We start from the raw sequence: 20,793 nt of genomic DNA, 5'->3' as shown, positions 1-20,793 counted from the left end.
CGCGGTAGTCGGTCCAGTCGAATCCCCGGCGGGTGGGCCTGCGGAGTTCGGGCGGGTCTGGTCGCGGGTGCGAAACATCATCCGCGGCCGGTGGCCGGGGCGGTAGGCCACCAGGCCCATCACCGCGGTGCGTCCGGAGTTGGAGTGCTTGACGGTGATCAGCGGGGTCTTGCCGCGCGGTGACCAGGTGCGCGCGATGGGCGGCCTCAGGTTGTGCCCGGATTCGCCTTCGAAGACGATCCCGGCGCCCTGGGCCGCCGCGGTCTGTTTGCGCTCGGCCCGACGTCCTTCTTCCAGACCTCCACCGCCGTGGGTCGCGCTCGATGGCCTGGCGGGCGGGTTTCTGGGCCGACCAGCCCAGCCGGTCCATCAGGTACCAGACGCCCGGGACGGTGTAGTCGATGTCGAAGAGTCGGCGGATGAGGTCGCGGATACGGGCCAGGGTCCAGCGCTGGTCGGCCCACCCGTGGGCCAGGGGCCGCGGCCCAGTTCGAGTTCCAGCCGCTGGGTCTGCCCATCGTCGAGGCGGGGCCGGGCAGCGGGCCTTTGGAGGCCAGCGCGGCGCTGCCGCCGTTCTTCCAGGCCTTGTACCAGCGGCTCGCGGTGGTGGGGGTGACGCGCAGCTCGCGGGCGACCTCGGCGCGGCTGGCGCCCTGGCCGAACCGCCGGGCGGCCTCGAGCCGGACCTGCTCGCGGCGTGCTCGCCCCTGGGCGGTCAGTCCTCCGCCCTGCGCATACCTCATGCTTCAGGTATGCGCCCTGGCCTGGGGGATGTCATCTATCTCGAAGGTGACATCCCCCCTTAAAGATCAGTAAGTCCGTGCAGGCCAGAATCCGGATCAGGGCTCACCTGGTCAGCAGGGGCGCAACCAACGAGCGGTCGATCGCCTGACGATGCTGCCGTCTGGCCTTGGTGTCCTGCCTCCAGGAGGCAGGACACTTGAACGCGGACTCGCTGCGCTCCAACAAGACTCTTGGTCGTAGGCGTTCTCATATCGCTTATATCGGGGTTGTCGCGGACTGCGCGGTCATCCCGGCACTATCGGCCGTGGTCACAGCGACATGCCCCAGAACGGCCCCCCGGTCTCACGACGCGGGGACACGACGGACGGGAGCCACGGTGGGCACGGGGGCGTTGGCGAGAAAGTCGATGATGACAGCGTTGCAGGCCTCTGCCTTCTCCTGCAGGAGGAAGTGGGACGTTCCGGGAACGATCGCCAGCTCGGAGTTGGGGATGGCCCGGTACATTTCCAGCATGTGTTCGAGGGTGACGATGTCGTCGTCGGCGCTCATCACCAAGGTCCGGTTGGTGATGCCGCCCAGGTCGGACGCCTTCAACTCCGGCTCACGGCCGCCCATCTCCAGCACCTTGCGCACCACGACCGGGTAGTGCTCCTCCCCGTCCGGCGACACCTCCCCATAGGACGCCCCGAACGCGGCCACCACGGGCTCGACATCGATCTCCCCGCCGTCGCCAGCGCCGACCTCGGCGCTGTGGTGGAAGCCGCCGCTCACCATCACCAGCTTGCGCACCAGATCGGATCGGCGCAGGGTCACGAACATCGACACCGCGGCACCGACGCTGTGGCCCACGAGATGGGCCGGGCCGTCGACGACCTGCTCGATGAACTCGATCGTGTCCTGTGCGAGGGCGTCGTAGGTGAACGGTCCCTCGACATCGCCGGTGTGGCCGTGTCCCCGCAGGTCGACGGCGTAGACGTGGAACCGTTCCACCAGCGGGCCGATGTTCTGGTCGAAGAACCGGGCATCGACGACGCCCCCATGCAGCAGCACCAGCGGCTCACCCTCGCCCCGCTCGTCGTACCAGGTGCGGACGTTGCCTAGCTGTACGTATGCGCCCATGGCGGTTCCCTTCGATCCAGTGGACAGATGCGCGATGAAGCCATCGATCCAGCTCCACGAGCGAAATCGAACGCGCATCTGCCCCACAGTTTGTGGTGGGCGGTGCTCCACGGGCGGTTATAACCGGCGGGTGTGACAAGTACGCGCTTCCGACGTGGAGAGCCCGGCTCGGCCACCCACGCCGCAGTCCGCTCAGTTCTCCGCGAAGTTAAGCAAGACGAGGCTCACCCGGGCCTATGGCTTCCACGCTGGGCACTCCTCTCGGGACGTTCGAACGATCGAGGTCCTGGCCGATTGCGATGTGGTCGCCTCCGGGAAGGCCCGGGGCGGGGTCGGCGGACGATAGCGCAGGTCGGGGCGCGGATGTTCGGCGTCCCCTCGGCAGTGCTAGCGAGGAGGCCGTTCCCGGTGGTGACCTCAGCTTTCCGTCAACGAGTGCAGCGCTTCATCCACACAGTCGGCCCAGGCCCGATCGCCGAGTTCGGTGACTCCCGTATCACCGAGGAACCCGCTGGAGATCACGATGTCCGGAGCGAGGTCGGCGAGGCCGGACAGGCTGGCGACGAGAGCGTCGCGGTCACTGAAACCAGGAATATAGCCGGCGATCCACGTGCCCTCCGCATCGCGCAGGATGGAGTCACCTGTAAACAGATACGTCAAGCCGTGCGCGGAAGGAACCAGAAAGCTCGCGCTGCCCGGTGTGTGCCCCGGCGTGGGGATCACCTCGAACCCGTCCAGCTCCACACGACGCTCGTCGAACCCACCGTCGACGGGGCAGGTCTTCGCGACGAGGTCCGCCTCGACCGCGCTGCAGTGCAGCGTCGAGTCGAACCGCTGCTTGATGGTGCGCAGCGACGGCGCGATCTCGTCCTGGTGGCTCAGGTACTGGCGAGCGACACCGCCGAGTTGGGCCATGGCGTCGATCTCGTGCTCCAGTGTCGTGTTATAGAACAACACGTTGCCACCGGTTGCGGTCCACAGATAGGCGTGGGTGCTCAATCCCGGAGCCGGGAACTCCGGCTCGGTCTCCCAAAGATCAGGCTGGATCTGTTTCATGGCGCTACCCTCCTGGTGATCCTGGCAGAGACGAGGCTAGAATTTCTAGTTAAGTTGAGGTCAAGTCCTAACGCGGATCGGCATGGCGGTGGGTTGCACCGCAGCAACCGCCTCGTCGGTCCACAGCGGCGCGGCGGAGGACCCCAGCACGACGACCTCGCCAGCGAACTAAGGTCGAGGCTCTGCTGGCTGCTTAGCGCCCCAATTGCGCCGACCTCTCCCACGAAAAAACAGGTCAGCGACGCGCAGTCCGGCCAGGTCACGATTCGTGAGCCAAGTCGGGAAGCATTATGAGCTGCGGTTGGGGTCGTGGAGGCGCTGTCAGGGAAGGGGGCAGCGAGTGTTCCACAGTGCAGATCCGGATCAACTCTTCCATTCTTGAGAGCACTCAGCGCCAGACTGAAGGCGTCGTTTACACCGCCGGATATGGACGCACGCGAAGAACTCGGTCGGCGCCTGGCGGCCGGTGAGCTCTCCGAAGCGGCTGCGGAACGCGCGCTGACCGCAGTGGAGGACGTCGAGGCGCTGCTGGGTGCCGAGCAGTGGGGAAGCGCCCCGCGCGAGGAGCTCCTGGCCTGGATCGACTCCTGGGAAATCTCTGACGAAGCTCTGGCAGACGCATACCGTGCCTTTAGCCTCGAATCATCGGCCTGATGGCGCAAGGACGCATTCTCGATTCCAGCGCCCTCTGCTTCGCTAGGGGCAAGATCTTGAGGAGCGGGCTGCCGAGGCCGAGACGCGAATCCGTGAGGTCACACAACTTGGGGCTAATCAGCGCCTGGCAAAGGCACTGCTCACGGTGCGCCCCCTGATAGGAAAGGACTTGCCGAAGCAGAGTTGTCGGTCACTCAAGTCGAGCTTGCTACCTGGATAGGAACGTCGCGAGAGACTGTAGAGCGAATCCTGCGTGGCTGGCGTAAACGTGGCCTCGTGTCAACCCGCTACCGCTGCGTCTGACTGATTGACCCCAAGCAGCTGGAACGGATCGCAGGAACGAGCTTCACGCCTCGGTGGCCTTCTCTCCGCCCCCTGCAGCGGGCAGCGTGATCTTCAATATCAAGATCGGTACCTTCAGTTCACGTCGGCGAGGAGCGCCGGGGCCGCGTTGTGCGACTGTGCTCCCGCTTTGTACCTGTAGGAGGCCGGTGATCGAGTAGTCGGTATTCGGTCTGGTCAGCGTGTGAGGTTGACGTTTCGCCGGACACGGGGCGAACGGCGTCGGTAACCTTCCCAGGTGAGCGATCAGGTGGTCAAACCTCCGAACCGCCCCCGGATCCGCAGCCTCCATTCCGCCGTGGCAGGGGTCACCGCAGTGTTCGGCTGCGTGGCGTGCACGGCTAGCGTCGAACAGAACGCTGCCCCGCAGATCGAACTCCCGGACGTCGTTGAGTCCCCGCCTTGGGTCGAGGGCGAGCTGCCGCAACTCGATTCCACCGTGACTTTCTCCCTGCCAGAAGAATGGGAGCTGGTCGACGGTGAGGACGGCCCCTCAGAACCCGGTGGGCTTCTGGAGCAGGAGTGGCAGCTCTCCGCCGCGGGGGACGACGCCAACAGCGTCGAACCGCTGAGCCTCACAGTCCGCATGGAGCACATCTTCGATCTGGCCAAGGACGACAAATGGCCGCGAGCATCGGGCTCGTGGAGGAAAGAGTTCTTTCATGGACTGGATGCCTATGTCGATGAGACGCCGCAGCGCAGCCGTCGACTCGCCAGCCGCCTCGTCGTCCGGCTGGGCAACTGGGACGTGGACCTGGTGCTGCTGGCACCGGAGGAGGTCGATGGCGCCGAGTTCTTGAAAACGGTGGTCCAGCGCGTGGACTTCAAGCCGACGGTGCCCGCCGACGAGGCCGAACTGAGCGTGCTGGGACCGGATACCGACCTGAGTCGGGTCTGCGAGGGTGAGCACTTCGCCAACGCTGCCCGCTACACGGGCGACGGCCCGCATCCCACACAGATCTTCCGCCGTGGCAGCACAAAGGACGGCTGGGACGACAGATTGCACCCTGCCTCGTGGCATGAGGAGCTGTCCAGCGAATGGTGGCCAGGGGAGGCCGATCCCGGGGATATCCAACTCGTCGCATGTGCCGATAGCGTCGAGCGCGAGACGACCATGACCGAGACCGCGTGCCCCTACATCGTCAGCCATGGCTCGCACAATCTCAAGGAGGGAACGCAGTTCATGGCGAGTTTGGAAGTGATCGCCGAGCCGGTCACGCTGTACGAGGTCGCGACCGGCTCAGTCGTTGCAGAGGCGACTGTCCGCTCTGAGGCCACGTGTCCACCTTCGGCCCATATCGATCCGTCCACCGACGAACCGCCGGAAACCGTCCATCACAATTTCGGCGTCGCCGAGTACATCGCTCCGGTTCGGCCCCACGTGTTTGACTGAGACGCAGGTTCCGAGAATCACAGCCGCGCTGACTGCAGTTACGGGGTGGGGCAGACCCGCTTGCGGCCCCGATTCATGCCTGTGCGGCAAATACACGACCAAGTTTCTTCTGATTGTGATTGGTTCTCGTGTTTATGCAGGTCAACGGGGTAAGTTGAGGGAGTTCAGGCCGCCTGAAAAGCGGAAGGTTGGCGGTTCGACCCCGCTCCTGGCCAAACCTTCTTAAGCATGAAAGCTGCCCCGTAATCTGGGATTTCAGGTCACGGGGCAGTTTTTTGTGCGTCGGTTGTCGGTGGCGTGTGGTGGAATCTGCGGCCACATCATTCTGGCCTAGTCGCGAATTTCCTGAGGTCTCAGTGGTCGGCGGGAGCGACGGCAGGTCGGCTCGCGCCTGGCGGCACTCGTGGACGCTCGCCGTTCTCCAAGCTGAACCCGTCAGGAGCGGCGCGCGCCGATGCGGGAGCCGAAGAGGGCGAGGGCGAGCATGCACAGGGTCACTGCCCCGGCCAGGACCAGCGGGGGGAAGGCGTGGGTTGTGACAGCGGCGATGCCGAGGGCCGCGAGCACGGCGATCACCACGATCCGCGACAGGGCGACGACGCCTGCGATCGCGTGGATGTACAGCAGGTTGCCCAGGAGGTAGAGGATCGGGCCGCCGACCAGGCACCAGGCCACGGGGGTCTCGGTGTGGCCCGTGGGGTGGAAGGTGACCTGCTCGATGGAGACCGCCACCACGATCGCCCCGGCGATCATCACCGCGTGGGCGTAGGCGAACGCCGAGCGGGCGATGGCGGTCTGCCGCTCGCCCTCGGGGTCCTGCTCGACTTCCTCTTCGATCCGCAGGCCGAAGTAGTTCCACCAGAGCAGTACCAGGCCCGCGAAGCCGAGCAGTGTCGCCATGACGACCGGTGCGGTGAGCTCGACCTCCTCCAGCGTGAAGCCCATGATCAGGATGGATTCGCCCAGGGCGATGATGAACACCAGCCGGTTGCGCTCGGCCAGGTGCTCGCGGTGCAGCGGCCAGGTACTCATGGGTGTGCCGCCGCGGCCCGGGATGTAGAAGTTCAGCAGCGGGGCCGCGTAGTCGATCAGCAGCGCGAGCACCCACAGGGGCAGCCGCATCTCCTCCGGAGCGAATGCACCAATGACCCAGACGACGCTGGCCACCGCGCTCCAGGACAGCAGGTGCGCGTAGTTGCGGGACAGCACCGAGCCCCGGCAGGCCCACACCATGAAGGAGCTGCGCACGAGCTGGAGGACCACGTAGGACAGCGCGAACAGCGGGCCCTCGTCGGTGAATGCGTGGGGGAGCGCGATCGCCATCCCGAGTCCGCAGAGCATCAGCAGGGCGGTCAGCAGGCGCACGGCGACGCTCTGCGGGTTGATCCAGTTCATCGCCCACGCGGTGTAGTTCCACCCCCACCAGACCGCGAGGAACAGCACCGCGCTCTGCGCGATGCCGATCAAGGTCAGGTGGCCGAGGAGGAAGTGCGATATCTGCACCACCGTGAACACGTAGACCAGATCGAAGAAGAGCTCAATGGCCCCCACCTCGGGGACCTCCCCCTTCTTGCGCGGACGGAGGACTGGGACGCTGCCCACACCGATGCTCATGATCGGCAAGGTAACAGCGCACACGCCTCACAGGTGAGCATGACACTCACCCGCCCTGGGGACCGCCCATGCGCATCGGTCCGATGGAACGACCGGTAGCCGCTGGGTTGCTCCTTGTCTCGCTAGTGCCGCGAAGACGAAGACGGTGAATTCTCTGGCCGTGAATTCACGGTGCCCGTGTTCCCAATACCAGGTGTCGCGGACCGAGGTGAGGGGGCCTTCCGCTGAATACCCGAGGCTGGTGAGTTCCCCTGGATGCGCGCCTGGTCGTCGACATTTACCCGCGGGGTCCTGTCATAAGCGTCGGTCAGTGGCGGGAATATGCCACCGTCCAGTAATCCGCCGAGCCCTGAGGCAAAACAAGACCGTTGCCTGATCGTGGGACCGAAACTCAATTTCTACGATGAACGGGGCATTCTTGCTGCTCGCGACGGACGAGATCAACGATAGAGGCTCCAGGCGCCCCGCGACCAGCCAGCCTGGCCACAAGGTCATTCCGCAGGAGTGTCACTGGAATACGATCTGGAACGCTTCGAGGTCGAGTGTCCTGAGACCGACTGTTAGGCAGTCGGCATTAGTCCGCGCCACAACGGGGGCGACCGTTCCGGTGTCACCGGACAGCGGTCCGTTCTTGACCTTGAAGTTGATCTCGACGACGCCCTGCCTCGGATCGGTATTGACACTTCCGACGTAGTCGCTGACCTCCCCAGTATTCCAGGTGAATGTGCCAGCGACCCTGCTGAGCGTCAACTGAAGGCTGCACGGATTGGCATCGGGGGCGCTTTTCGCTCGGAAGCTGGAGGTGATTTTCGCGCTGTTGAGGGCGGGCCAACTACCGTTCGGGGATAGGCAGTTGACCAGACTGCCTTGGGTGGTGCCGTTGCTGCTGCCGCCTGCGCTCAGAGGCTCGTCGAAGACGTGCTCTATATTTCCGGTGCAGGTGAGGTCCAGCGGCGCAGCCTGGGCCGGTGCGTTTACCGAAGTTGTTGCCGCCACGGCGATGACGACCGCGCCGCCGTACCTAGCGAGAGCTGTCCGTGCCTTCGTCGGCTGAGTCACCATCCCGCCGTCCCTTCAGCGAGGAGAGGTGAGCCTCATGGTAGTTGGGCGATAGCGCACCGTTACCGGTTTTCGGGGAAAGACGGACATCGTCGATGTCGCCGTGTCGCGGGCAGTCGAGGTGGCGTCGGTTGACGGTTCAGTAGGCATCCTGGCCTCTGCGCGACCTCAGTGGCTCGACTGGGCTCGCGAGAGGCGGAGCCGCGGGCGATCGCGGGCTATCACGGCGGGTTTTCCTGATGTCTCGGTCGGCCCCGGTTGGTGGGGCAGCCTCATCTGGCCTCGACGATAGTTACTTTTCGTGCAAGATCGATTGCCCTGCGATGTCGGACGTGATCATATCGAGCTGCCGACGAGGCTTCCCCTTCGCGGCCGCTTCGTGCCTGCCCGCCCCCCGAAACGCAGGAGGTTTCACCATGGCGACCGAGTCTGTCACCAGTGCGCGGCGTGGCCGCGTGCTGCTTGCCGCCGTAGCGCTGTGCGCAGCCGGTGGGCTGGCCACGCCGCCGTCGGTAGCCGCTGCGCCAGTCGGCGGCTATGTCGCTCTTGGCGACTCCTACGCATCGGGGGTCGGGGCCGGCTCCTACGATTCCCGCAGCGGAGACTGCCAACGCAGCACTCGCGCCTATCCCCAGCTGTGGGCAGACACCTATGCCCCGTCCTCGTTCGACTTCACCGCCTGTGCGGGAGCCACCACCTCCGACGTCACCGACTCTCAGGTCGGCCCGCTCGGTCGCGGCACCGAGCTGGTGAGCATCACCGCGGGCGCCAACGACGCGGGGATGAGCGAAGTCCTGGTGACGTGCGTCCTGCAGACCGAGAGCGCCTGCAGGGACCGGGCCGCCGAGGCACGCGCCTACATCAACGAGACCCTGCCCGGCCGGCTTGATGATGTGTATACGGCCATCCGCGGGGAGGCGCGCAGTGCCAGCGTGGTCGTCCTGGGCTATCCCCGGATCTACGAGCTGGGCGGCACCTGTCCTGCAGGGGGCCTAAGCGAAGAATCGCGGGCTGAGGTCAACAGTGCCCTCGACGAACTCAACGACGTCACCGGCAAGCGCGCCGCCGACCACGGCTTTTCCTTCGGCGACGTCCGCTCCGCCTTCACCGGCCACGAGATCTGTTCCGACGACCCTTGGATCCACGGCATGACCATTCCCGTTGGTGACTCCTACCACCCGACGGCCGAAGGCCACTCCGACGGCTACCTTCCGGTACTTGACGACATCGCGTGATGCGGCGGCATTGAACGTGCGCTTCGGCCCTGACGGCAGTGCCGTCAGGGCTTCCCCTTCCGCTTGGGCCAACGGAACAGGGCCTGGCCCGAACGGGACGGTCGGAGGTGCAGCCAGGCGATCTTCGGGGCCTCCTTGGCGAAGTCGCGCAATGCTCCTCGGCCCGCCCTGCGCAGCACGCGGAGCAGTGTGGGCAGACCTGCTGGCCGGAACCGGGCTGGATGCTGCGCTGGTGCCTTGCCCCGCAGCAGGTCGCGCACCACCTGCTCGACGGTCTCCGGATCGTTCCAGATGGACCGGTAGGCGATGGTGCCGTCAGGGGCGATCACGTGCACCGTGTTGGGCATCGCCCCCAGCTGGCGGTGGGCGGAGCCCTGGAGGTCGTCGATGAGGATGGTGCGGCTTTCCCGGTCGTGCTCGGCGACGACGCGTGCGCCCGCGGCCTTCTGCGCCGCCGTGCGGTGCGCCCCGATCCGCGCGCCGGGGTGGGCTTCGCGGGTGTACAGGACGAGGAACTCTGCCTCGGGATAGCGGTACGCCAGCGCGTTCATCGGCTGGACCCGTCCCACGTACATGGGGCAGGTGACGCTGCCGGTCTCCAGCACTATGGGCGTGCCGAGGTAGTCCCGCGCGCGGACCTCCGCGCCGTCCAGTCGCGTCGCCGTGAAGTCCGGGAGGGGATCACCGACGCGGACTCCGCCCAGCATGTCCATGGTGCGGTGCGCGAGGCTGAAGTGCGCGTAGTTGTACGCGGCCGGGTCAGATTCGGGACCGGTTTCCTGCATGGTCTCGGCTCCTGGCTGTTGACACTCGGCGGTTCTCTGGAGTCGCCGGATCCCGCCTGTCTCCCCCCATTTTCCCGCACTCTCGCGGATCTCGCTCGGACCGGATTTGTGGACTGTCAGTGGGCTAACAATCTTCGCTTGGAGTCGAGGGAGTTCGGTCCGGTCCGGCCGCAGTCCTCGGGGCCGGTGCCGGGGCGGACGGACTTGGCCAGGCGTGCCCAGTCCGCCGGAGACGTGTCCGTGCCCGGGTTCATGCAGGTGAAGACGCCGGGCAGGATCGTCGCGCAGCCGAGCAGGGACCGAGCCGGGCTGCCGCCGACGCCTGGCGTGGCATACGGGGGGTGTCGCGGGAGCTGGTGAATGTGCCGCTATGGCATACGACGAGGTGCTGGCGGATCGGGCCTGGGAACGGCTGGAAGCCGACGGGGTGACCGCGAAGAAGATGTTCGGCGCGATCATCTTCCTCTTCCAGGGGAACACGCTGGCCTGCATCTATGAGGAAGGTCTGATGGTGCGCGTCGGGCCTGAGGGCATGGACGAGGCCCTCGCCAAGACCGGCGCCCGGCCCTATGTGTTCCGCGGCAAGGAGCAGAAGAGCTGGGTGGTGATCGATGAGGAAACCCTCGACGATGACGTCCTGGACTTCTGGCTGCGGTTTGCCATGGAGATCACCGCCGGGCTTCCGCCCAAGTGATCCGCCCGCTCGTGGCATCTGCCCGAGCCGTGAGCGCAGGTGCGGGCTGACGGAGGAGCGCTCAGTAGGGGTGGCGGGTCGTTGCCGGAGAGCTCGACGGTACAGGAGCGCTCGTCCCGTGGAGCCGCCCCGGTCTCGTAGTCGAACGCGACGATCTCGTGGTCTCGGCAGGCGGCGGCCAGAGTGGCGAGGGTGGAGGGGTCGGCGCGGGGCCCACGTTCCAGGGGAGCGGGACGGGGGCGGTGGCGACCTGGCGGCGTAGACGGTCGGGGAGGACCTGTTTGAGTTTGGCCAGGGCGCGTACCGCGGTCTCTTCGATGCCGGTGACGCCGGATTCCGTGGTGTCCAGGGAGGGGCGGCGCCCTCGACGCCTCTGTTGCCGCCGCGGAAAGTCGTGAGTTGACAAGTTGGAAATCCACGGGGATGCTTTCCATCATGGAAACACGCGAGAGCTCGAACACCGCGCAGCCCCCGCCGACCCCTGCGGAAGCCGAGGCGGCCCTGGGAGACGTCGAGCAGGCCCGCGCCTCGATTAGCGATATCCGCACTCCACTGTGGTACTTCCTGGCCGTGGGTGCGTGGATCGCACCGGTCGGACCGCTGATGTCGTTGGTGCCGGACCTGCCCCTCGGGCCGGCCATCTTCCTGGGTGGGCTCGCTGTCTGGGCCGCAGGGCTCGCTGGGATCGTGCATCTGGTGGTCAAGCGGATGCGGGTGCTGGCGTGGCTGACACCCCGGCAGATGCTGCCGCTTGCCGTCATCATGCTGCCGGTGCTGGTGGCCTATATCGTGCTGGAAGGCGTCCTCGACCTGTCGTGGGCGACGAACGCGCTCACCGTGGCGGTGGGCGTGGGCATCATTGTCTTCGGCATCCACCACCGGTTCCGGGGCGGCACCGCCTCATGACGCGTTCGACTACCGCGATCGACGGCTTCGACGCCGTCATCCACGCGCCGCAGCGCCTGCGGATCTGCGCGCTGCTGGACGCGGTGACCCAGATCGAGTTCAGCCTCGTCCAGGAACAGCTCGGAGTGAGTGCCTCGGTGCTCAGCAAGCACGTGAGCGTTCTGATGGACGCGGGGTACGTGGAGCAGCACAAGGCCGTCCGTGACACCCGGCAGAGGGTGTGGCTCAAGCTCACCGCCGCTGGCCGCACCGCTTACCGGGGACATGTGGCGGCCTTGCACGCCATAGTCGACCAAGCGCAGGAGTAGTCCCCGCTGCGGGGCGTCCTGTTCCTCGCGGCTTCCTCCCGCCATCGCCTCGAGGTCTCTGCTGCCGGATGACGTCCGTGGGCTGTCCGGCCTGGCAGCGGTCAGTGGTAGAAGCCGACGATTCCGTGGCCCTGCTCGGCCGCCCCTCTAATCCACCCCAGGACTGTCTGCACCGACTCACAGATGGAGTAGTCCTCCAGAGCCTGCACCTGTTCGGTGGTCACGGCGCGCGCCTGCACCGCGGCTCGGCGCACCTCTTCCGTGCTCCATTGCGCGCCGTCTTCCGCGCCCATCCACAGGTCGTCCAAGCGCACCGCCTTCACGCCCAAGTCCGCCAGCGCCCTGTCCACCTCGGCGAACCACCAGAACCTCACCGGGTAGAAGGGGGCGTTGGGGAGGAACTCCCCGTAGCGTTCGCACTGGCTTCGGTAGGGGGCCGCCTCGGCGTGGGAGATCCGGGCGAGATCGACGCTGTAAGCCATCAGTCCTGCACTCATATCGAGGAACCTACAGATCGCCCGCGACAGAACGGATGCCGCGCCCTTTCTGGGCCAAGGAATGTGACAGCTGCCGGGGTTCACGAACTTCGCGTTCGCTAGCTCCGAGATGTGATGACGTGCTGATCCGGAGGTCACGGCGTCGGCCGAAAAATCGGTCGACCCGCGCCCGCAGCGGGCGGCATAGTGACGCCCCATGGGTCACATCGACGTTGCCGGAGTCGGGTTCGTGCTTCCCGATGGTCGGACGCTGCTCGACGACGCCTCCTTCCGTGTCGGGGAGGGGATGAAAGCGGTTCTCGTCGGAGCGAACGGCAGCGGAAAGACCACGCTCATGCACATCGTCTCCGGGGACACGGCCCCGTCCAGCGGGGCGATCACCCGCAGTGGGCGGCTCGGGGTGATGCGGCAGTTCATCGGCTCGCACGCCAACGCCGAAGCAGGGGCGGACGGCGTCACCACGCCCCTGACCGCCGACTCTTCGGTGCGTGACCTGCTCGTCTCTGTTGCGCCCCCGCCTGTACGTGCGGCGGCGCGCGCACTCGACGTCGCCGAGCTGGCCATGATGGAGCGCGACGACGAGCAGACCCAGCTCCGCTACGCGCAGGCGCTGGCGGACTGGGCCGACTCCGGGGGATACGACGCCGAGGTGCTGTGGGACGTCTGCACCGTCAGCGCATTGGGCATCCCCTTCGCCCGCGCCCAGTACCGCGAACTGGGCACCCTCTCCGGCGGCGAGCAGAAGCGGCTCGTCCTGGAAGCGCTGCTTCAGGGCCCCGATGATGTCCTGCTCCTGGACGAGCCCGACAACTATCTCGATGTTCCGGCCAAGAACTGGCTCGAGGAACAGCTCCGCACGACCCCGAAGACCGTGCTGTTCATCAGCCACGACCGAGAGCTGCTGGACCGCACCGCCACCCACGTCATCACCCTGGAGGGTGGCTCGGCCGCCGGAAACTCGGCGTGGGTGCACGGCGGCGGGTTCACCGGGTACCACGACGCCCGCGCCGACCGCCACGCGCGATTCGCCGAGATGCGCCGCCGCTGGGACGAGCGGCATGCCCAGCTCCGTGAGCTGGTGCAGGCGCTACGCCAGAAGGCCGCGTACAACGACGACATGTCCAGCCGCTACCGCGCCGCGCAGACCCGGCTGCGCAAGTTCGAGGAGGCCGGGCCGCCACCTGAACCCCCGCGTCCGCAGGACATCAAGATGCGGCTGCGCGGCGGCCGCACCGGCGTCCGCGCGCTGACCTGCACTGACCTTGAGCTCACGGGGCTGATGCACCCCTTCTCCGCGGAGGTGTTCTACGGCGAGCGCGTCGGCGTGCTCGGTTCGAACGGGTCGGGGAAGTCGCACTTCCTGCGCCTGCTCGCCGACCCCTCGACCGTCCCGCACACCGGCGAGGCCCGCCTCGGAGCGCGCGTCGTGCCCGGCCACTTCGCGCAGACCCACCACCATCCGGAGTGGAACGGCCGCGCGCTCACCGCGATCCTGGAGGACGAGTACTCGCTCCCGCTGGATCGTTCGGCACCCGCACTGCACCGCTACGAACTGGTGCACCAGCGCGAGACCCGCTTCGACGCCCTGTCCGGCGGGCAGCAGGCCCGGTTCCAGATCCTGCTCCTGGAGCTGTCCGGCGCGACCATGCTCCTGCTCGACGAGCCCACGGACAACTTGGACGTGGAGTCGGCCGAAGCGCTGGAGGCGGCCTTGGAGGCGTTCGAGGGCACGGTGCTCGCCGTCACGCACGACCGGTGGTTCGCGCGTTCCTTCGACCGGTTCCTGGTCTTCGGGGCCGATGGCGAGGTCTACCCTTCGGACGCACCCGTGTGGGACGAGGGGCGAGTGCGTCGGGGACGCACATAGTCGACTATTCGGCGTCGGATCCTGAGCCGGGGCGCTCAGTGACGAAGGTGCCTTTGCCGCTCACTGCGCGGACATACCCGCGCTCTTCGAGGAACGCCACCGTCTTGCGCACGGTGCCGCGAGCGATACCGAACTCTTGGACCAATCGGTCGACGCCAGGGATGGGACGACGAGGCAGGTAAACGCCCTGTTCAATGCGGGCGACCAGGACAGCGGCCAGCTGCAGCCATATCGGCTCCGGGCCCTCGTAGTCCAGTTCGTCATCCGGGCCGTAGCCATCCGGGATACGCGCATCCACCATGACTAGAACGCTAGAAGGCCCTATCCTGCAGGGCTCTTTTGTATCAGGCTATAGCATGGCATGTAATGGTCAAGGTACAGTAACTGAGCACAAGTAGACCCCGGCGACAGCAGCCACTGTCCCGGGGCGAGGCCACCAGCTACAGCGGAGCTGATGACAGATGAAGACTAACCGTGCCCGCCTGCGGTCCGCGAACCGCGTGCGTCCCTATCTCCTAGCCGTGGAACACGACCGCGCCATCGAGGACGACAGATTCCAGCAGTTCGCCGGACTGGCCGCTTCATCCGGTGCGGGGCGACCCGATGAGGCCTGACGACGACCCGATGCTGAGGCTTCTGCGGAACTGGTACGCCGACCGCTGGACCATACGACGCACCCCGCACCTGTGGATCGCCGTCGCCACCGACCCCGACACTGACCGCGCGCCCACCGTCATGCACGAGGACGTCGAAAAGTTCGTGCGTGAGCTGGAGAACCCGCCCGCGCGGGTCGGGCGCCGTATCTCGCTGCTGTCCACCTCATGGGCAGCTGGGCGGCTAGAGCAGGTCGGCGACGGCGCCTATTGGGAGGACACGCCGCCGATGGTGTGATCCAGCGCCCGCGCGCCTCATACGCCGACCGACTCCGTAGGGGCGCGCGGGCGTGGCACCACGCGGTCCGAGATCCCGTTGGCGGCCCTGGTGAGCATGCGTTCCAACGGCCCGCTGCCGAACCTGTACCGCCACAGAGAAGAGAGGAGAAGCGCGGCGATCACGTAGATCTCCGCGTCGTGCGTGAGCACGTCGCTGATCCCTCCGTAGCCCGATCCCAGCGGTTCGGTCAGCCACATCACGGCGATGTGCCCCGAGTAGAGCGTGAGCGTCATCGTCCCCACCGACGCCAGCGGGTACAGCAGGTGCCGGGCGCGGTCGGCCGCGAACAAGCACAGGCCCAGCACCACGAGGGCCGTACCGGTATTGCCGAGCAGCTCGAAGGTGGTGTCGCTGTGCGGATCCGCGAGCAGCAGCTCCTCGGCCTCGACCCCGAACACCTTCGGCGGCTCGGCGGGCAGCAGCCGCACGAGCACCCAGGAGACCGCGTATCCCAGGACCGCGCCGACCAGGCCGATCGTGACCAGCCGCGCACGCGTCTGTGCCGCGCGCAGGTCCAGGCGGCCGACCACCATTCCGACGATGACGTAGGCCATGTACGCCACCGCCGGATAGGTCCCGGAGACGAGCAGGTCCACCAAACCGTCCGACGGAAGCGCCAGTTCGAACAGCGTGGGGTCGTCACCCAAGCCGCCCGGCAGGACGTAGGAGAAGAACGGCTCGTGGGGCACACCGATGAGCACGGCGGGCGCGTCGCCGATGACTTCCTCGGCAGCGGCACTCGCCGGAACACCGATCACCGGCCCGATGAGCATCACCAGGCCACCGATCAGGGCCAGGGCTCTCCCGCGCAGCCACAGCAGCGGGAGCGCCAGCAGGAAGAACAGCCCGTAGTAGTGCAGGATCACGGCCACGCTGCCGAAGGCCGACAGCCCGTACCCGACCACGATCAGCACCATCGCGCGCACGACGATCTTGACGCGGATCCGCCGCCGGTCCTCGGCGCTGGTGACCACCTCACGCAGCCCCGCGATGAACGTCAGTGACACCCCGGCGAGCATGGCGAACAGAGCGGCCGAACGGCCGCTGACGCCCTCCCAGATGAGGGCGGCCACGCGGTCAGGGAAGGTGGCGGACTCCGTGATCCCGCTGGCGATCGAGTAGGGGTCGCCGGAAACGGCGAACGCGGAGAAGGGCACGCCCAAGTGGGCGATGAACATGCCGATCAGAGCGATGCCGCGGGCGATGTCGACCCCGGCGAGGCGCGGGCGCCGCTGTTGCGCAGGGCTCTCGTGTGCCACTGGTTCTCCTGTGGGATCCCGGTCGGACGGTGGGGGAGGGGGAGGAGGTGGCCAGGGTCACGGTCCGCGGCTGGGAGTGGAGACATCGATGATCCGCGCCTCGTGCGTGCGGTCGTGTGCCCATGGCATGGACGGCGCGCTGAGGCAGAGTGCCTGGTCCGCTGTCCGCGGGCGTCGTGGACGCTGATTCCGGGGGTGACCGAACGCGGCGTGCACCATCAGGAGGACGGTGGCGACTGAGCAGGCTAGGACCATCCCCGACAGGGGATCTACGGCGGCGGTGAACACGTGGCGACGAGCTCCTTGGGAGGATCACGACGCCGGAGTGAGGGCCGCGGCGCCGCCGAGAATATTACCCTGCGCGACATTTGACCGTTCTGCGTGATGATGGGGCCGCACACGGGGATTCGAGGGGACCGAATGCGGCCGCATGGCTCGGGCACTGCCGAAGTACCGCTAGAGTTGTCATGTCGCACTCCGCTGCGGATAGCGGAGCAAGCGCGACATTGAAGGTCCTGTGGAGCAGTTAGGAGTGCTCGCCACCCTGTCAAGGTGGAGGCCGCGGGTTCAAATCCCGTCAGGACCGCACAGATCACCACGGATCAAAGCCCGGGAGCCACTGGCCCCGGGTATCTCAATGTCGGTGTCAAGCCGTCGAGGGGACCGGTTCCTGCGAATAGGGGCGCCCGTCTCTCAGCATTGCCCAGAGCACGTTGATCCGCTGCCTGGCCAGGCACAACACCGCCTGAGGATGAAGCATCCCCTCAGCTCTCTTGCGCCGGTAGTACTCCTGAGAGGCCCCCGGCCGTAGCAGCGCCGACTGCGCCGATAGGTAGAACAGGCGGCACAGTCTTCGGCTGTAGTACTTGGGTCTGCGGTTGTTGTTCGTCCGCTTGCCCGGTCCCCTTGGACCACCCATCCATTCTCAAGGCTTTTTTCATGCGTGAAGCCTCCTGGCGGGCACGTCTCACACCACCGGCCACCGGCCCGAACATCGTGATCCGCTCGCCCCGGCGTCGTGCCTCCTGGCGCGTCGACACAATCCGCCGCTGTGCCGCCGCAGCCGCCTGACTGAGGGTGTTCACCGAGTCGGAAGGGGCGGCCGACGCACCATGTCACGTGGTTCCGATGAGGTAAAAATCAACGAAAGGGATAGCAATGCCTGGGTCTGCTGGGTAGTGTTCGTGCTGGTCATGCGGGCGATTCCCCAGGACGCCCAGCCTCCGCTCCTGCCTCTCCTTCCCCGATATCCGCGAGGAGTCGACATGCCTGTCGGTCGCCGCGCTGGTCGGTCCGCTGGTGTGGTGTGGGTGTGCGCGGTGTTCTGCGCGCTGTTCGCGGCCATGCTGGTGCACGGCGTCGGCGGCGCCGCGACGCATGGTGGACACCACGGCTCTGCCGCCCACCACGCCGCAGAGGAGCCCACCCACGGTCATACGCAGGGCGAGGATCATCTCGCCGCGGCGTGGACGGGCACAGAGGGGCATGCGCATGTTGACTGCCTGGGCACCGCGGCGGCCACATTCGGGCTGTTCATCGCCCTGTTCTGGGCGCATCCGCTGGGATTGCGCCGGTTGCTGTTCGCGCTTCCCCGCGCGGTACGCGCGCCACTGGAGCGCCGCACCGGCCGACACCCGCGCCCCCGCGACTCCCGACGCTTACTCGCCGAACTGTCGCTGCTGAGGGTCTAGATGCCCCTGGTCGCGCGAGGGGTGGACCGGCCCGTCCACCGCCGTGCGAACACGGGTCCTTTGGCATTCGACCGTTTTCGGGAGCATTCATGAGTACGAGTCGTCGCGCCGTTCCGGCGCATCGTGGAGGTTTTGTCCGCTACCTCAGCGTGGCCTTTTCCCTGGGGGCCGCGCAGATCCATCTGGTGATGGCGCCCGTCCACTGGGAGGAGTGGTGGTTGTCGGGCGCTCTCTTCGCGGCAGCGGGCGCGTTCCAGGTGCTCTGGGCCATCCTCGCCATCTGGCGCGGCACCGCACCGGTGCTGATTCTGGGAGCAATGGCCAACCTCGGTTTCCTCGCGGTGTGGGCTGTCAGTCGTTTCGCCGGCCTTCCCGTCGGTCCCCATGCCGGGGTCCCCGAATCCGCCGGATTGACGGACATCACCACCGCCGTCTTCGAGGCCCTGGTGGTGCTCGGCGCGCTGTGGGCACTCGGCTTCCGGAGGACCGCCGGACCCGGCGGTGGCACGATCACTGCCGTCTCCGTCGCGGCCCTGGCGGTGGCCTTCTCGACGGCTGCGGCGGTCGGCGCGGCCGGGGACCACTCCCACGGGCCGGCTCCGGCCGAGCACGGCGAGGCCGATCACCACGGCGAGGGCGACACCGGCGAGGAGAACGGAGCGGGTGAGCAGAACGGGCAGGAGGAGCCTTCCCCGACCGGTCCATCCGGATCGGACTCCTCTGCGAACTCGGGCGGGACCGAGGACGGCCACCACGACGACGGTCACACGCACGACCACGAGCACTGAGGCACGCCTCTGCGGTGGGCGTCCGGCCGCCTGTCCTGCCTTGTCCGAGCCGGACAGGCAGCCGGTGCCCACTGGCTCCGACGCGAGATCATGGGCGACATGACCTACCGCTACGCCACCGAGCGCGCTGACCGATCCGACCTGGCCACCGGCCACGTGCTGCGCTCGGCTCCGGGGCATCCGGGGTTCCCGGTGCGGCTGGCCGACGAGCTCTTCCAGCGGGCGGCGTCCCATCTCGGTTCCGACCCCCTGCGGCTGTGGGACCCCTGCTGCGGCAGCGGCTACCTGGCGACCGTCCTCGGGTTGCTGCACCGCGACCGGTTGGCGCACATCCTCGCCACGGACGTCGACCCGGACGCGCTCGGTATCGCTGCCCGCAACCTCGACCTGCTGACGGTGGACGGGTTGGCCGCGCGCGAGCGGGAGCTGCGCGCGGGGGCGGCGGAGTTCGGCAAACCGTCGTTCCTGGAGCGGGCCGATGCCGCGCGGCGGCTGGCCGACGGCCTCGCCGGTCTCGGCGGCGATCTGCCACACACCGTGCGCCCAGGCGACGCCTTCGTTCCAGATCCGCCCGAACACCCGGTCGACCTGGTCGTCACCGACGTTCCCTACGGCGACCTCACCCACTGGTCCGGAGATGTCCCCGCCCCCGGAACCGACCCGCTCCCGGCACTGCTCCACTCGCTCGCCTCCGTGCTCCCGGACCACGCCGTCCTTGCCGTCACCGCCCGCGCCCGCAAGATCCCGCTGCCGGACGGCGTGCGCGCGCTGGAGCGTGTTCGTGTTGGCAACCGCGCGGCGGTCGTGCTACACGCGCGTCAGCTGCGATGATGGGGGTATCCGACATGCTTTCCGGTCCGCCCGGGAGGACGGAGGACTCGGGATGGAGCTGTTCCCTGCGGTCCCATTGCGGGACTGGGCCGACACCAAGGAGACACTGCACCGGTTCCTCCAGGTCGTCGGCAAGATCCGGCTGACCTCCGCACCGCGCCGCAATCACTGGTGGAACGCCTCCTTCCACCTCTGCGGCAACGGCATCACCACCCGACCCATGGGGGTGGTCGACGGCAATCCGGTGTTCACCGTCGACTTCGACTTCGTGGACCACCTCCTGGTGGCCCGCACCATCCACGGTCGCAGCGCGTCGTTCCTGTTGCCCGGCCACAGTGTGTCCACGTTCTACCGCGAGGTGCTCGCGACGCTGGACGGGCTGGGCGTCCACGCCCGTATCCCGAATCCCCGGCCCTATGACCTGCCCGACTCGGGGCGCCCGTTCGTCGAGGACATCGAGCACGCCCACTACGACCCGGCGGCCGTGAACCGCTACTGGCGGGTGCTCAGCCAGGTCGGCATGGTGCTGGAGGCGTTCGCCGCCGAGTTCTCGGGCAAGACCAGCCCCGTGCACCATTTCTGGCACACCTTCGACCTTGCTATGACCCGGTTCGGCGACCGCGTCGTCGCACAGCCGCGGGATGCGGGGCCGTTGATCCGCGAGGCGTACTCACGCGACGCGATCTCCTTCGGCTTCTGGTTCGGCGACGAGAGCGTCGGAGAACCGGCCTTCTACTCCTACACGGCGCCCGAACCCGAGGGCATCACCGATCGCCCGTTGCCCATCGGGGCCCATTGGACGCCGAGCGGCAAGGGCCATCTGGCGCTGCTGCCCTGTGCCGAAGCGCACCGGGCACCCGACCCCCGGTCGGCGGTGCTCTCCTTCTACGAGGCCGCCTATCAGGCGGGCGCGGAGCTGCTCGGCTGGGACCGCGCCGCGCTGGCGAGTCCGGGAGGCGTGACCGATCCCCACCACGCCACATCGTGACCTGGGGAAACGAAGAGACTCCAGAGCCGG

The 20,793-nt window shown here is 67.3% G+C and carries 22 protein-coding genes, 2 tRNA genes and 2 pseudogenes; 16 read left to right on the top strand and 10 right to left on the bottom strand.

The window, feature by feature from the left end:
- Positions 1–605: 605 nt before the first annotated feature.
- From CDO52_RS29645 to CDO52_RS26845, 3 genes and pseudogenes are all read right to left on the bottom strand, one after another.
- Positions 606–743 (bottom strand): annotated as a pseudogene (locus CDO52_RS29645) (IS630 family transposase); the annotation flags it as partial.
- A gap of 343 nt (positions 744–1,086) precedes the next feature.
- Entirely contained in the window at positions 1,087–1,863 is a 777-nt protein-coding gene (locus CDO52_RS26850) for an alpha/beta fold hydrolase (RefSeq protein WP_017618336.1), read from the bottom strand.
- A gap of 417 nt (positions 1,864–2,280) precedes the next feature.
- Positions 2,281–2,919 carry an MBL fold metallo-hydrolase gene (locus CDO52_RS26845; protein WP_017618337.1) on the bottom strand — a complete coding sequence of 213 codons (639 nt, stop codon included), beginning with the start codon at positions 2,917–2,919 and terminating at the stop codon, positions 2,281–2,283.
- A 426-nt stretch (positions 2,920–3,345) separates the two neighbouring features.
- On the opposite strand from CDO52_RS26845, the gene CDO52_RS26840 reads away from it, so the two are divergent.
- The 4 genes from CDO52_RS26840 (at position 3,346) to CDO52_RS27905 (ending at position 5,523) form a co-directional block, all read left to right on the top strand.
- On the top strand, positions 3,346–3,573 hold the full coding sequence (locus CDO52_RS26840) for a hypothetical protein (RefSeq protein ID WP_017618338.1): 228 nt from the start codon (positions 3,346–3,348) through the stop codon (positions 3,571–3,573).
- Positions 3,574–3,756: 183 nt separating this feature from the next.
- A complete protein-coding gene (locus CDO52_RS29640) occupies positions 3,757–3,876 on the top strand; it encodes a helix-turn-helix domain-containing protein (RefSeq protein WP_083919822.1) in 120 nt (39 codons plus the stop codon).
- Positions 3,877–4,153: 277 nt separating this feature from the next.
- The gene (locus CDO52_RS26830; protein ID WP_017618339.1) at positions 4,154–5,308 is read left to right on the top strand and encodes a hypothetical protein; all 1,155 of its coding nucleotides are present in this window, start codon (positions 4,154–4,156) and stop codon (positions 5,306–5,308) included.
- A gap of 147 nt (positions 5,309–5,455) precedes the next feature.
- Positions 5,456–5,523: transfer RNA gene (locus tag CDO52_RS27905), tRNA-Ser, on the top strand.
- Between the two features lie 220 nt (positions 5,524–5,743).
- On the opposite strand, the gene CDO52_RS26825 is transcribed toward CDO52_RS27905, so the two are convergent.
- Both CDO52_RS26825 and CDO52_RS27900 read right to left on the bottom strand, forming a co-directional pair.
- Entirely contained in the window at positions 5,744–6,922 is a 1,179-nt protein-coding gene (locus tag CDO52_RS26825) for a low temperature requirement protein A (RefSeq protein ID WP_017618340.1), read from the bottom strand.
- Between the two features lie 507 nt (positions 6,923–7,429).
- Positions 7,430–7,984, bottom strand: coding sequence for a hypothetical protein (locus CDO52_RS27900; protein WP_152471584.1), 555 nt, complete (start codon positions 7,982–7,984; stop codon positions 7,430–7,432).
- Between the two features lie 413 nt (positions 7,985–8,397).
- On the opposite strand from CDO52_RS27900, the gene CDO52_RS26815 reads away from it, so the two are divergent.
- On the top strand, positions 8,398–9,216 hold the full coding sequence (locus CDO52_RS26815; protein ID WP_094932775.1) for an SGNH/GDSL hydrolase family protein: 819 nt from the start codon (positions 8,398–8,400) through the stop codon (positions 9,214–9,216).
- A 44-nt stretch (positions 9,217–9,260) separates the two neighbouring features.
- Here CDO52_RS26815 and CDO52_RS26810 read toward each other — a convergent pair whose 3' ends face one another.
- Complete coding sequence (locus tag CDO52_RS26810) at positions 9,261–10,001, bottom strand: TlpA family protein disulfide reductase (protein WP_017618343.1); 741 nt, start codon at positions 9,999–10,001, stop codon at positions 9,261–9,263.
- A gap of 370 nt (positions 10,002–10,371) precedes the next feature.
- Between CDO52_RS26810 and CDO52_RS26805 the strand changes: the two genes are divergently transcribed.
- Positions 10,372–10,695 (top strand): TfoX/Sxy family protein, encoded by a 324-nt coding sequence (locus CDO52_RS26805; protein WP_017618344.1) that lies wholly within the window; start codon positions 10,372–10,374, stop codon positions 10,693–10,695.
- Positions 10,696–10,829: 134 nt separating this feature from the next.
- On the opposite strand, the pseudogene CDO52_RS29005 reads toward CDO52_RS26805, so the two are convergent.
- Positions 10,830–11,032 (bottom strand): annotated as a pseudogene (locus CDO52_RS29005) (DNA-binding transcriptional regulator); the annotation flags it as partial.
- A gap of 98 nt (positions 11,033–11,130) precedes the next feature.
- Between CDO52_RS29005 and CDO52_RS26795 the strand changes: the two are divergent.
- Together CDO52_RS26795 and CDO52_RS26790 are read left to right on the top strand one after the other, a co-directional pair.
- Positions 11,131–11,601: a hypothetical protein gene (locus CDO52_RS26795; RefSeq protein WP_033299932.1), complete on the top strand. Its 471-nt coding sequence runs from the start codon at positions 11,131–11,133 to the stop codon at positions 11,599–11,601.
- Positions 11,598–11,909, top strand: coding sequence for a transcriptional regulator (locus tag CDO52_RS26790; protein ID WP_017618346.1), 312 nt, complete (start codon positions 11,598–11,600; stop codon positions 11,907–11,909). The genes CDO52_RS26795 and CDO52_RS26790 overlap by 4 nt, the downstream gene beginning before the upstream one ends.
- A 101-nt stretch (positions 11,910–12,010) precedes the next feature.
- Here the strand turns inward: CDO52_RS26790 and CDO52_RS26785 are convergent, their stop codons facing one another.
- Positions 12,011–12,406, bottom strand: coding sequence for a DUF7691 family protein (locus CDO52_RS26785; protein ID WP_232524341.1), 396 nt, complete (start codon positions 12,404–12,406; stop codon positions 12,011–12,013).
- A 196-nt stretch (positions 12,407–12,602) separates the two neighbouring features.
- Here CDO52_RS26785 and CDO52_RS26780 point away from each other — a divergent pair, with 196 nt between their 5' ends.
- A complete protein-coding gene (locus CDO52_RS26780) occupies positions 12,603–14,273 on the top strand; it encodes an ATP-binding cassette domain-containing protein (protein WP_017618348.1) in 1,671 nt (556 codons plus the stop codon).
- Positions 14,274–14,277: 4 nt separating this feature from the next.
- Here the strand turns inward: CDO52_RS26780 and CDO52_RS26775 are convergent, their stop codons facing one another.
- A complete protein-coding gene (locus CDO52_RS26775; RefSeq protein WP_017618349.1) occupies positions 14,278–14,574 on the bottom strand; it encodes a GntR family transcriptional regulator in 297 nt (98 codons plus the stop codon).
- 160 nt (positions 14,575–14,734) lie between these two features.
- Here CDO52_RS26775 and CDO52_RS28395 point away from each other — a divergent pair, with 160 nt between their 5' ends.
- Together CDO52_RS28395 and CDO52_RS26770 are read left to right on the top strand one after the other, a co-directional pair.
- Positions 14,735–14,887, top strand: a complete 153-nt coding sequence (locus CDO52_RS28395; RefSeq protein WP_017618350.1) for a hypothetical protein — start codon at positions 14,735–14,737, stop codon at positions 14,885–14,887.
- A 10-nt stretch (positions 14,888–14,897) separates the two neighbouring features.
- Complete coding sequence (locus tag CDO52_RS26770) at positions 14,898–15,164, top strand: hypothetical protein (RefSeq protein WP_017618351.1); 267 nt, start codon at positions 14,898–14,900, stop codon at positions 15,162–15,164.
- A gap of 17 nt (positions 15,165–15,181) precedes the next feature.
- Here CDO52_RS26770 and CDO52_RS26765 read toward each other — a convergent pair whose 3' ends face one another.
- The gene (locus CDO52_RS26765) at positions 15,182–16,465 is read right to left on the bottom strand and encodes a DUF418 domain-containing protein (RefSeq protein WP_094932774.1); all 1,284 of its coding nucleotides are present in this window, start codon (positions 16,463–16,465) and stop codon (positions 15,182–15,184) included.
- Positions 16,466–16,976: 511 nt separating this feature from the next.
- On the opposite strand from CDO52_RS26765, the gene CDO52_RS26760 reads away from it, so the two are divergent.
- The 5 genes from CDO52_RS26760 (at position 16,977) to CDO52_RS26735 (ending at position 20,763) form a co-directional block, all read left to right on the top strand.
- Positions 16,977–17,051, top strand: a tRNA-Asp gene (locus tag CDO52_RS26760).
- 679 nt (positions 17,052–17,730) lie between these two features.
- Positions 17,731–18,156 carry a hypothetical protein gene (locus CDO52_RS26750; protein ID WP_017618355.1) on the top strand — a complete coding sequence of 142 codons (426 nt, stop codon included), beginning with the start codon at positions 17,731–17,733 and terminating at the stop codon, positions 18,154–18,156.
- An 89-nt stretch (positions 18,157–18,245) separates the two neighbouring features.
- The gene (locus CDO52_RS26745) at positions 18,246–18,944 is read left to right on the top strand and encodes a hypothetical protein (protein WP_026125739.1); all 699 of its coding nucleotides are present in this window, start codon (positions 18,246–18,248) and stop codon (positions 18,942–18,944) included.
- A 99-nt stretch (positions 18,945–19,043) separates the two neighbouring features.
- Positions 19,044–19,775 carry an rRNA methyltransferase gene (locus CDO52_RS26740; RefSeq protein WP_026125740.1) on the top strand — a complete coding sequence of 244 codons (732 nt, stop codon included), beginning with the start codon at positions 19,044–19,046 and terminating at the stop codon, positions 19,773–19,775.
- A gap of 52 nt (positions 19,776–19,827) precedes the next feature.
- On the top strand, positions 19,828–20,763 hold the full coding sequence (locus CDO52_RS26735; protein ID WP_017618358.1) for a DUF5996 family protein: 936 nt from the start codon (positions 19,828–19,830) through the stop codon (positions 20,761–20,763).
- Positions 20,764–20,793: the final 30 nt, after the last annotated feature.

The organism is Nocardiopsis gilva YIM 90087, from assembly GCF_002263495.1.
In the GTDB taxonomy this organism is placed as follows: Bacteria; Actinomycetota; Actinomycetes; order Streptosporangiales; family Streptosporangiaceae; genus Nocardiopsis_C; species Nocardiopsis_C gilva.
This window is presented reverse-complemented; position numbering and strand designations above follow the sequence as displayed.

What these genes read in the sequence shown, in the direction of transcription:
- CDO52_RS26850 (WP_017618336.1), bottom strand. Translation starts at nt 1,863, where the DNA reads ATGGGCGCATACGTACAGCTAGGCAACGTCCGCACCTGGTACGACGAG.
- CDO52_RS26845 (WP_017618337.1), bottom strand. Translation starts at nt 2,919, where the DNA reads ATGAAACAGATCCAGCCTGATCTTTGGGAGACCGAGCCGGAGTTCCCG.
- CDO52_RS26840 (WP_017618338.1), top strand. Translation starts at nt 3,346, where the DNA reads ATGGACGCACGCGAAGAACTCGGTCGGCGCCTGGCGGCCGGTGAGCTC.
- CDO52_RS26825 (WP_017618340.1), bottom strand. Translation starts at nt 6,922, where the DNA reads ATGAGCATCGGTGTGGGCAGCGTCCCAGTCCTCCGTCCGCGCAAGAAG.
- CDO52_RS27900 (WP_152471584.1), bottom strand. Translation starts at nt 7,984, where the DNA reads ATGGTGACTCAGCCGACGAAGGCACGGACAGCTCTCGCTAGGTACGGC.
- CDO52_RS26815 (WP_094932775.1), top strand. Translation starts at nt 8,398, where the DNA reads ATGGCGACCGAGTCTGTCACCAGTGCGCGGCGTGGCCGCGTGCTGCTT.
- CDO52_RS26810 (WP_017618343.1), bottom strand. Translation starts at nt 10,001, where the DNA reads ATGCAGGAAACCGGTCCCGAATCTGACCCGGCCGCGTACAACTACGCG.
- CDO52_RS26805 (WP_017618344.1), top strand. Translation starts at nt 10,372, where the DNA reads ATGGCATACGACGAGGTGCTGGCGGATCGGGCCTGGGAACGGCTGGAA.
- CDO52_RS26795 (WP_033299932.1), top strand. Translation starts at nt 11,131, where the DNA reads ATGGAAACACGCGAGAGCTCGAACACCGCGCAGCCCCCGCCGACCCCT.
- CDO52_RS26790 (WP_017618346.1), top strand. Translation starts at nt 11,598, where the DNA reads ATGACGCGTTCGACTACCGCGATCGACGGCTTCGACGCCGTCATCCAC.
- CDO52_RS26785 (WP_232524341.1), bottom strand. Translation starts at nt 12,406, where the DNA reads ATGAGTGCAGGACTGATGGCTTACAGCGTCGATCTCGCCCGGATCTCC.
- CDO52_RS26780 (WP_017618348.1), top strand. Translation starts at nt 12,603, where the DNA reads ATGGGTCACATCGACGTTGCCGGAGTCGGGTTCGTGCTTCCCGATGGT.
- CDO52_RS26775 (WP_017618349.1), bottom strand. Translation starts at nt 14,574, where the DNA reads ATGGTGGATGCGCGTATCCCGGATGGCTACGGCCCGGATGACGAACTG.
- CDO52_RS28395 (WP_017618350.1), top strand. Translation starts at nt 14,735, where the DNA reads ATGAAGACTAACCGTGCCCGCCTGCGGTCCGCGAACCGCGTGCGTCCC.
- CDO52_RS26770 (WP_017618351.1), top strand. Translation starts at nt 14,898, where the DNA reads ATGCTGAGGCTTCTGCGGAACTGGTACGCCGACCGCTGGACCATACGA.
- CDO52_RS26750 (WP_017618355.1), top strand. Translation starts at nt 17,731, where the DNA reads ATGCCTGTCGGTCGCCGCGCTGGTCGGTCCGCTGGTGTGGTGTGGGTG.
- CDO52_RS26745 (WP_026125739.1), top strand. Translation starts at nt 18,246, where the DNA reads ATGAGTACGAGTCGTCGCGCCGTTCCGGCGCATCGTGGAGGTTTTGTC.
- CDO52_RS26740 (WP_026125740.1), top strand. Translation starts at nt 19,044, where the DNA reads ATGACCTACCGCTACGCCACCGAGCGCGCTGACCGATCCGACCTGGCC.
- CDO52_RS26735 (WP_017618358.1), top strand. Translation starts at nt 19,828, where the DNA reads ATGGAGCTGTTCCCTGCGGTCCCATTGCGGGACTGGGCCGACACCAAG.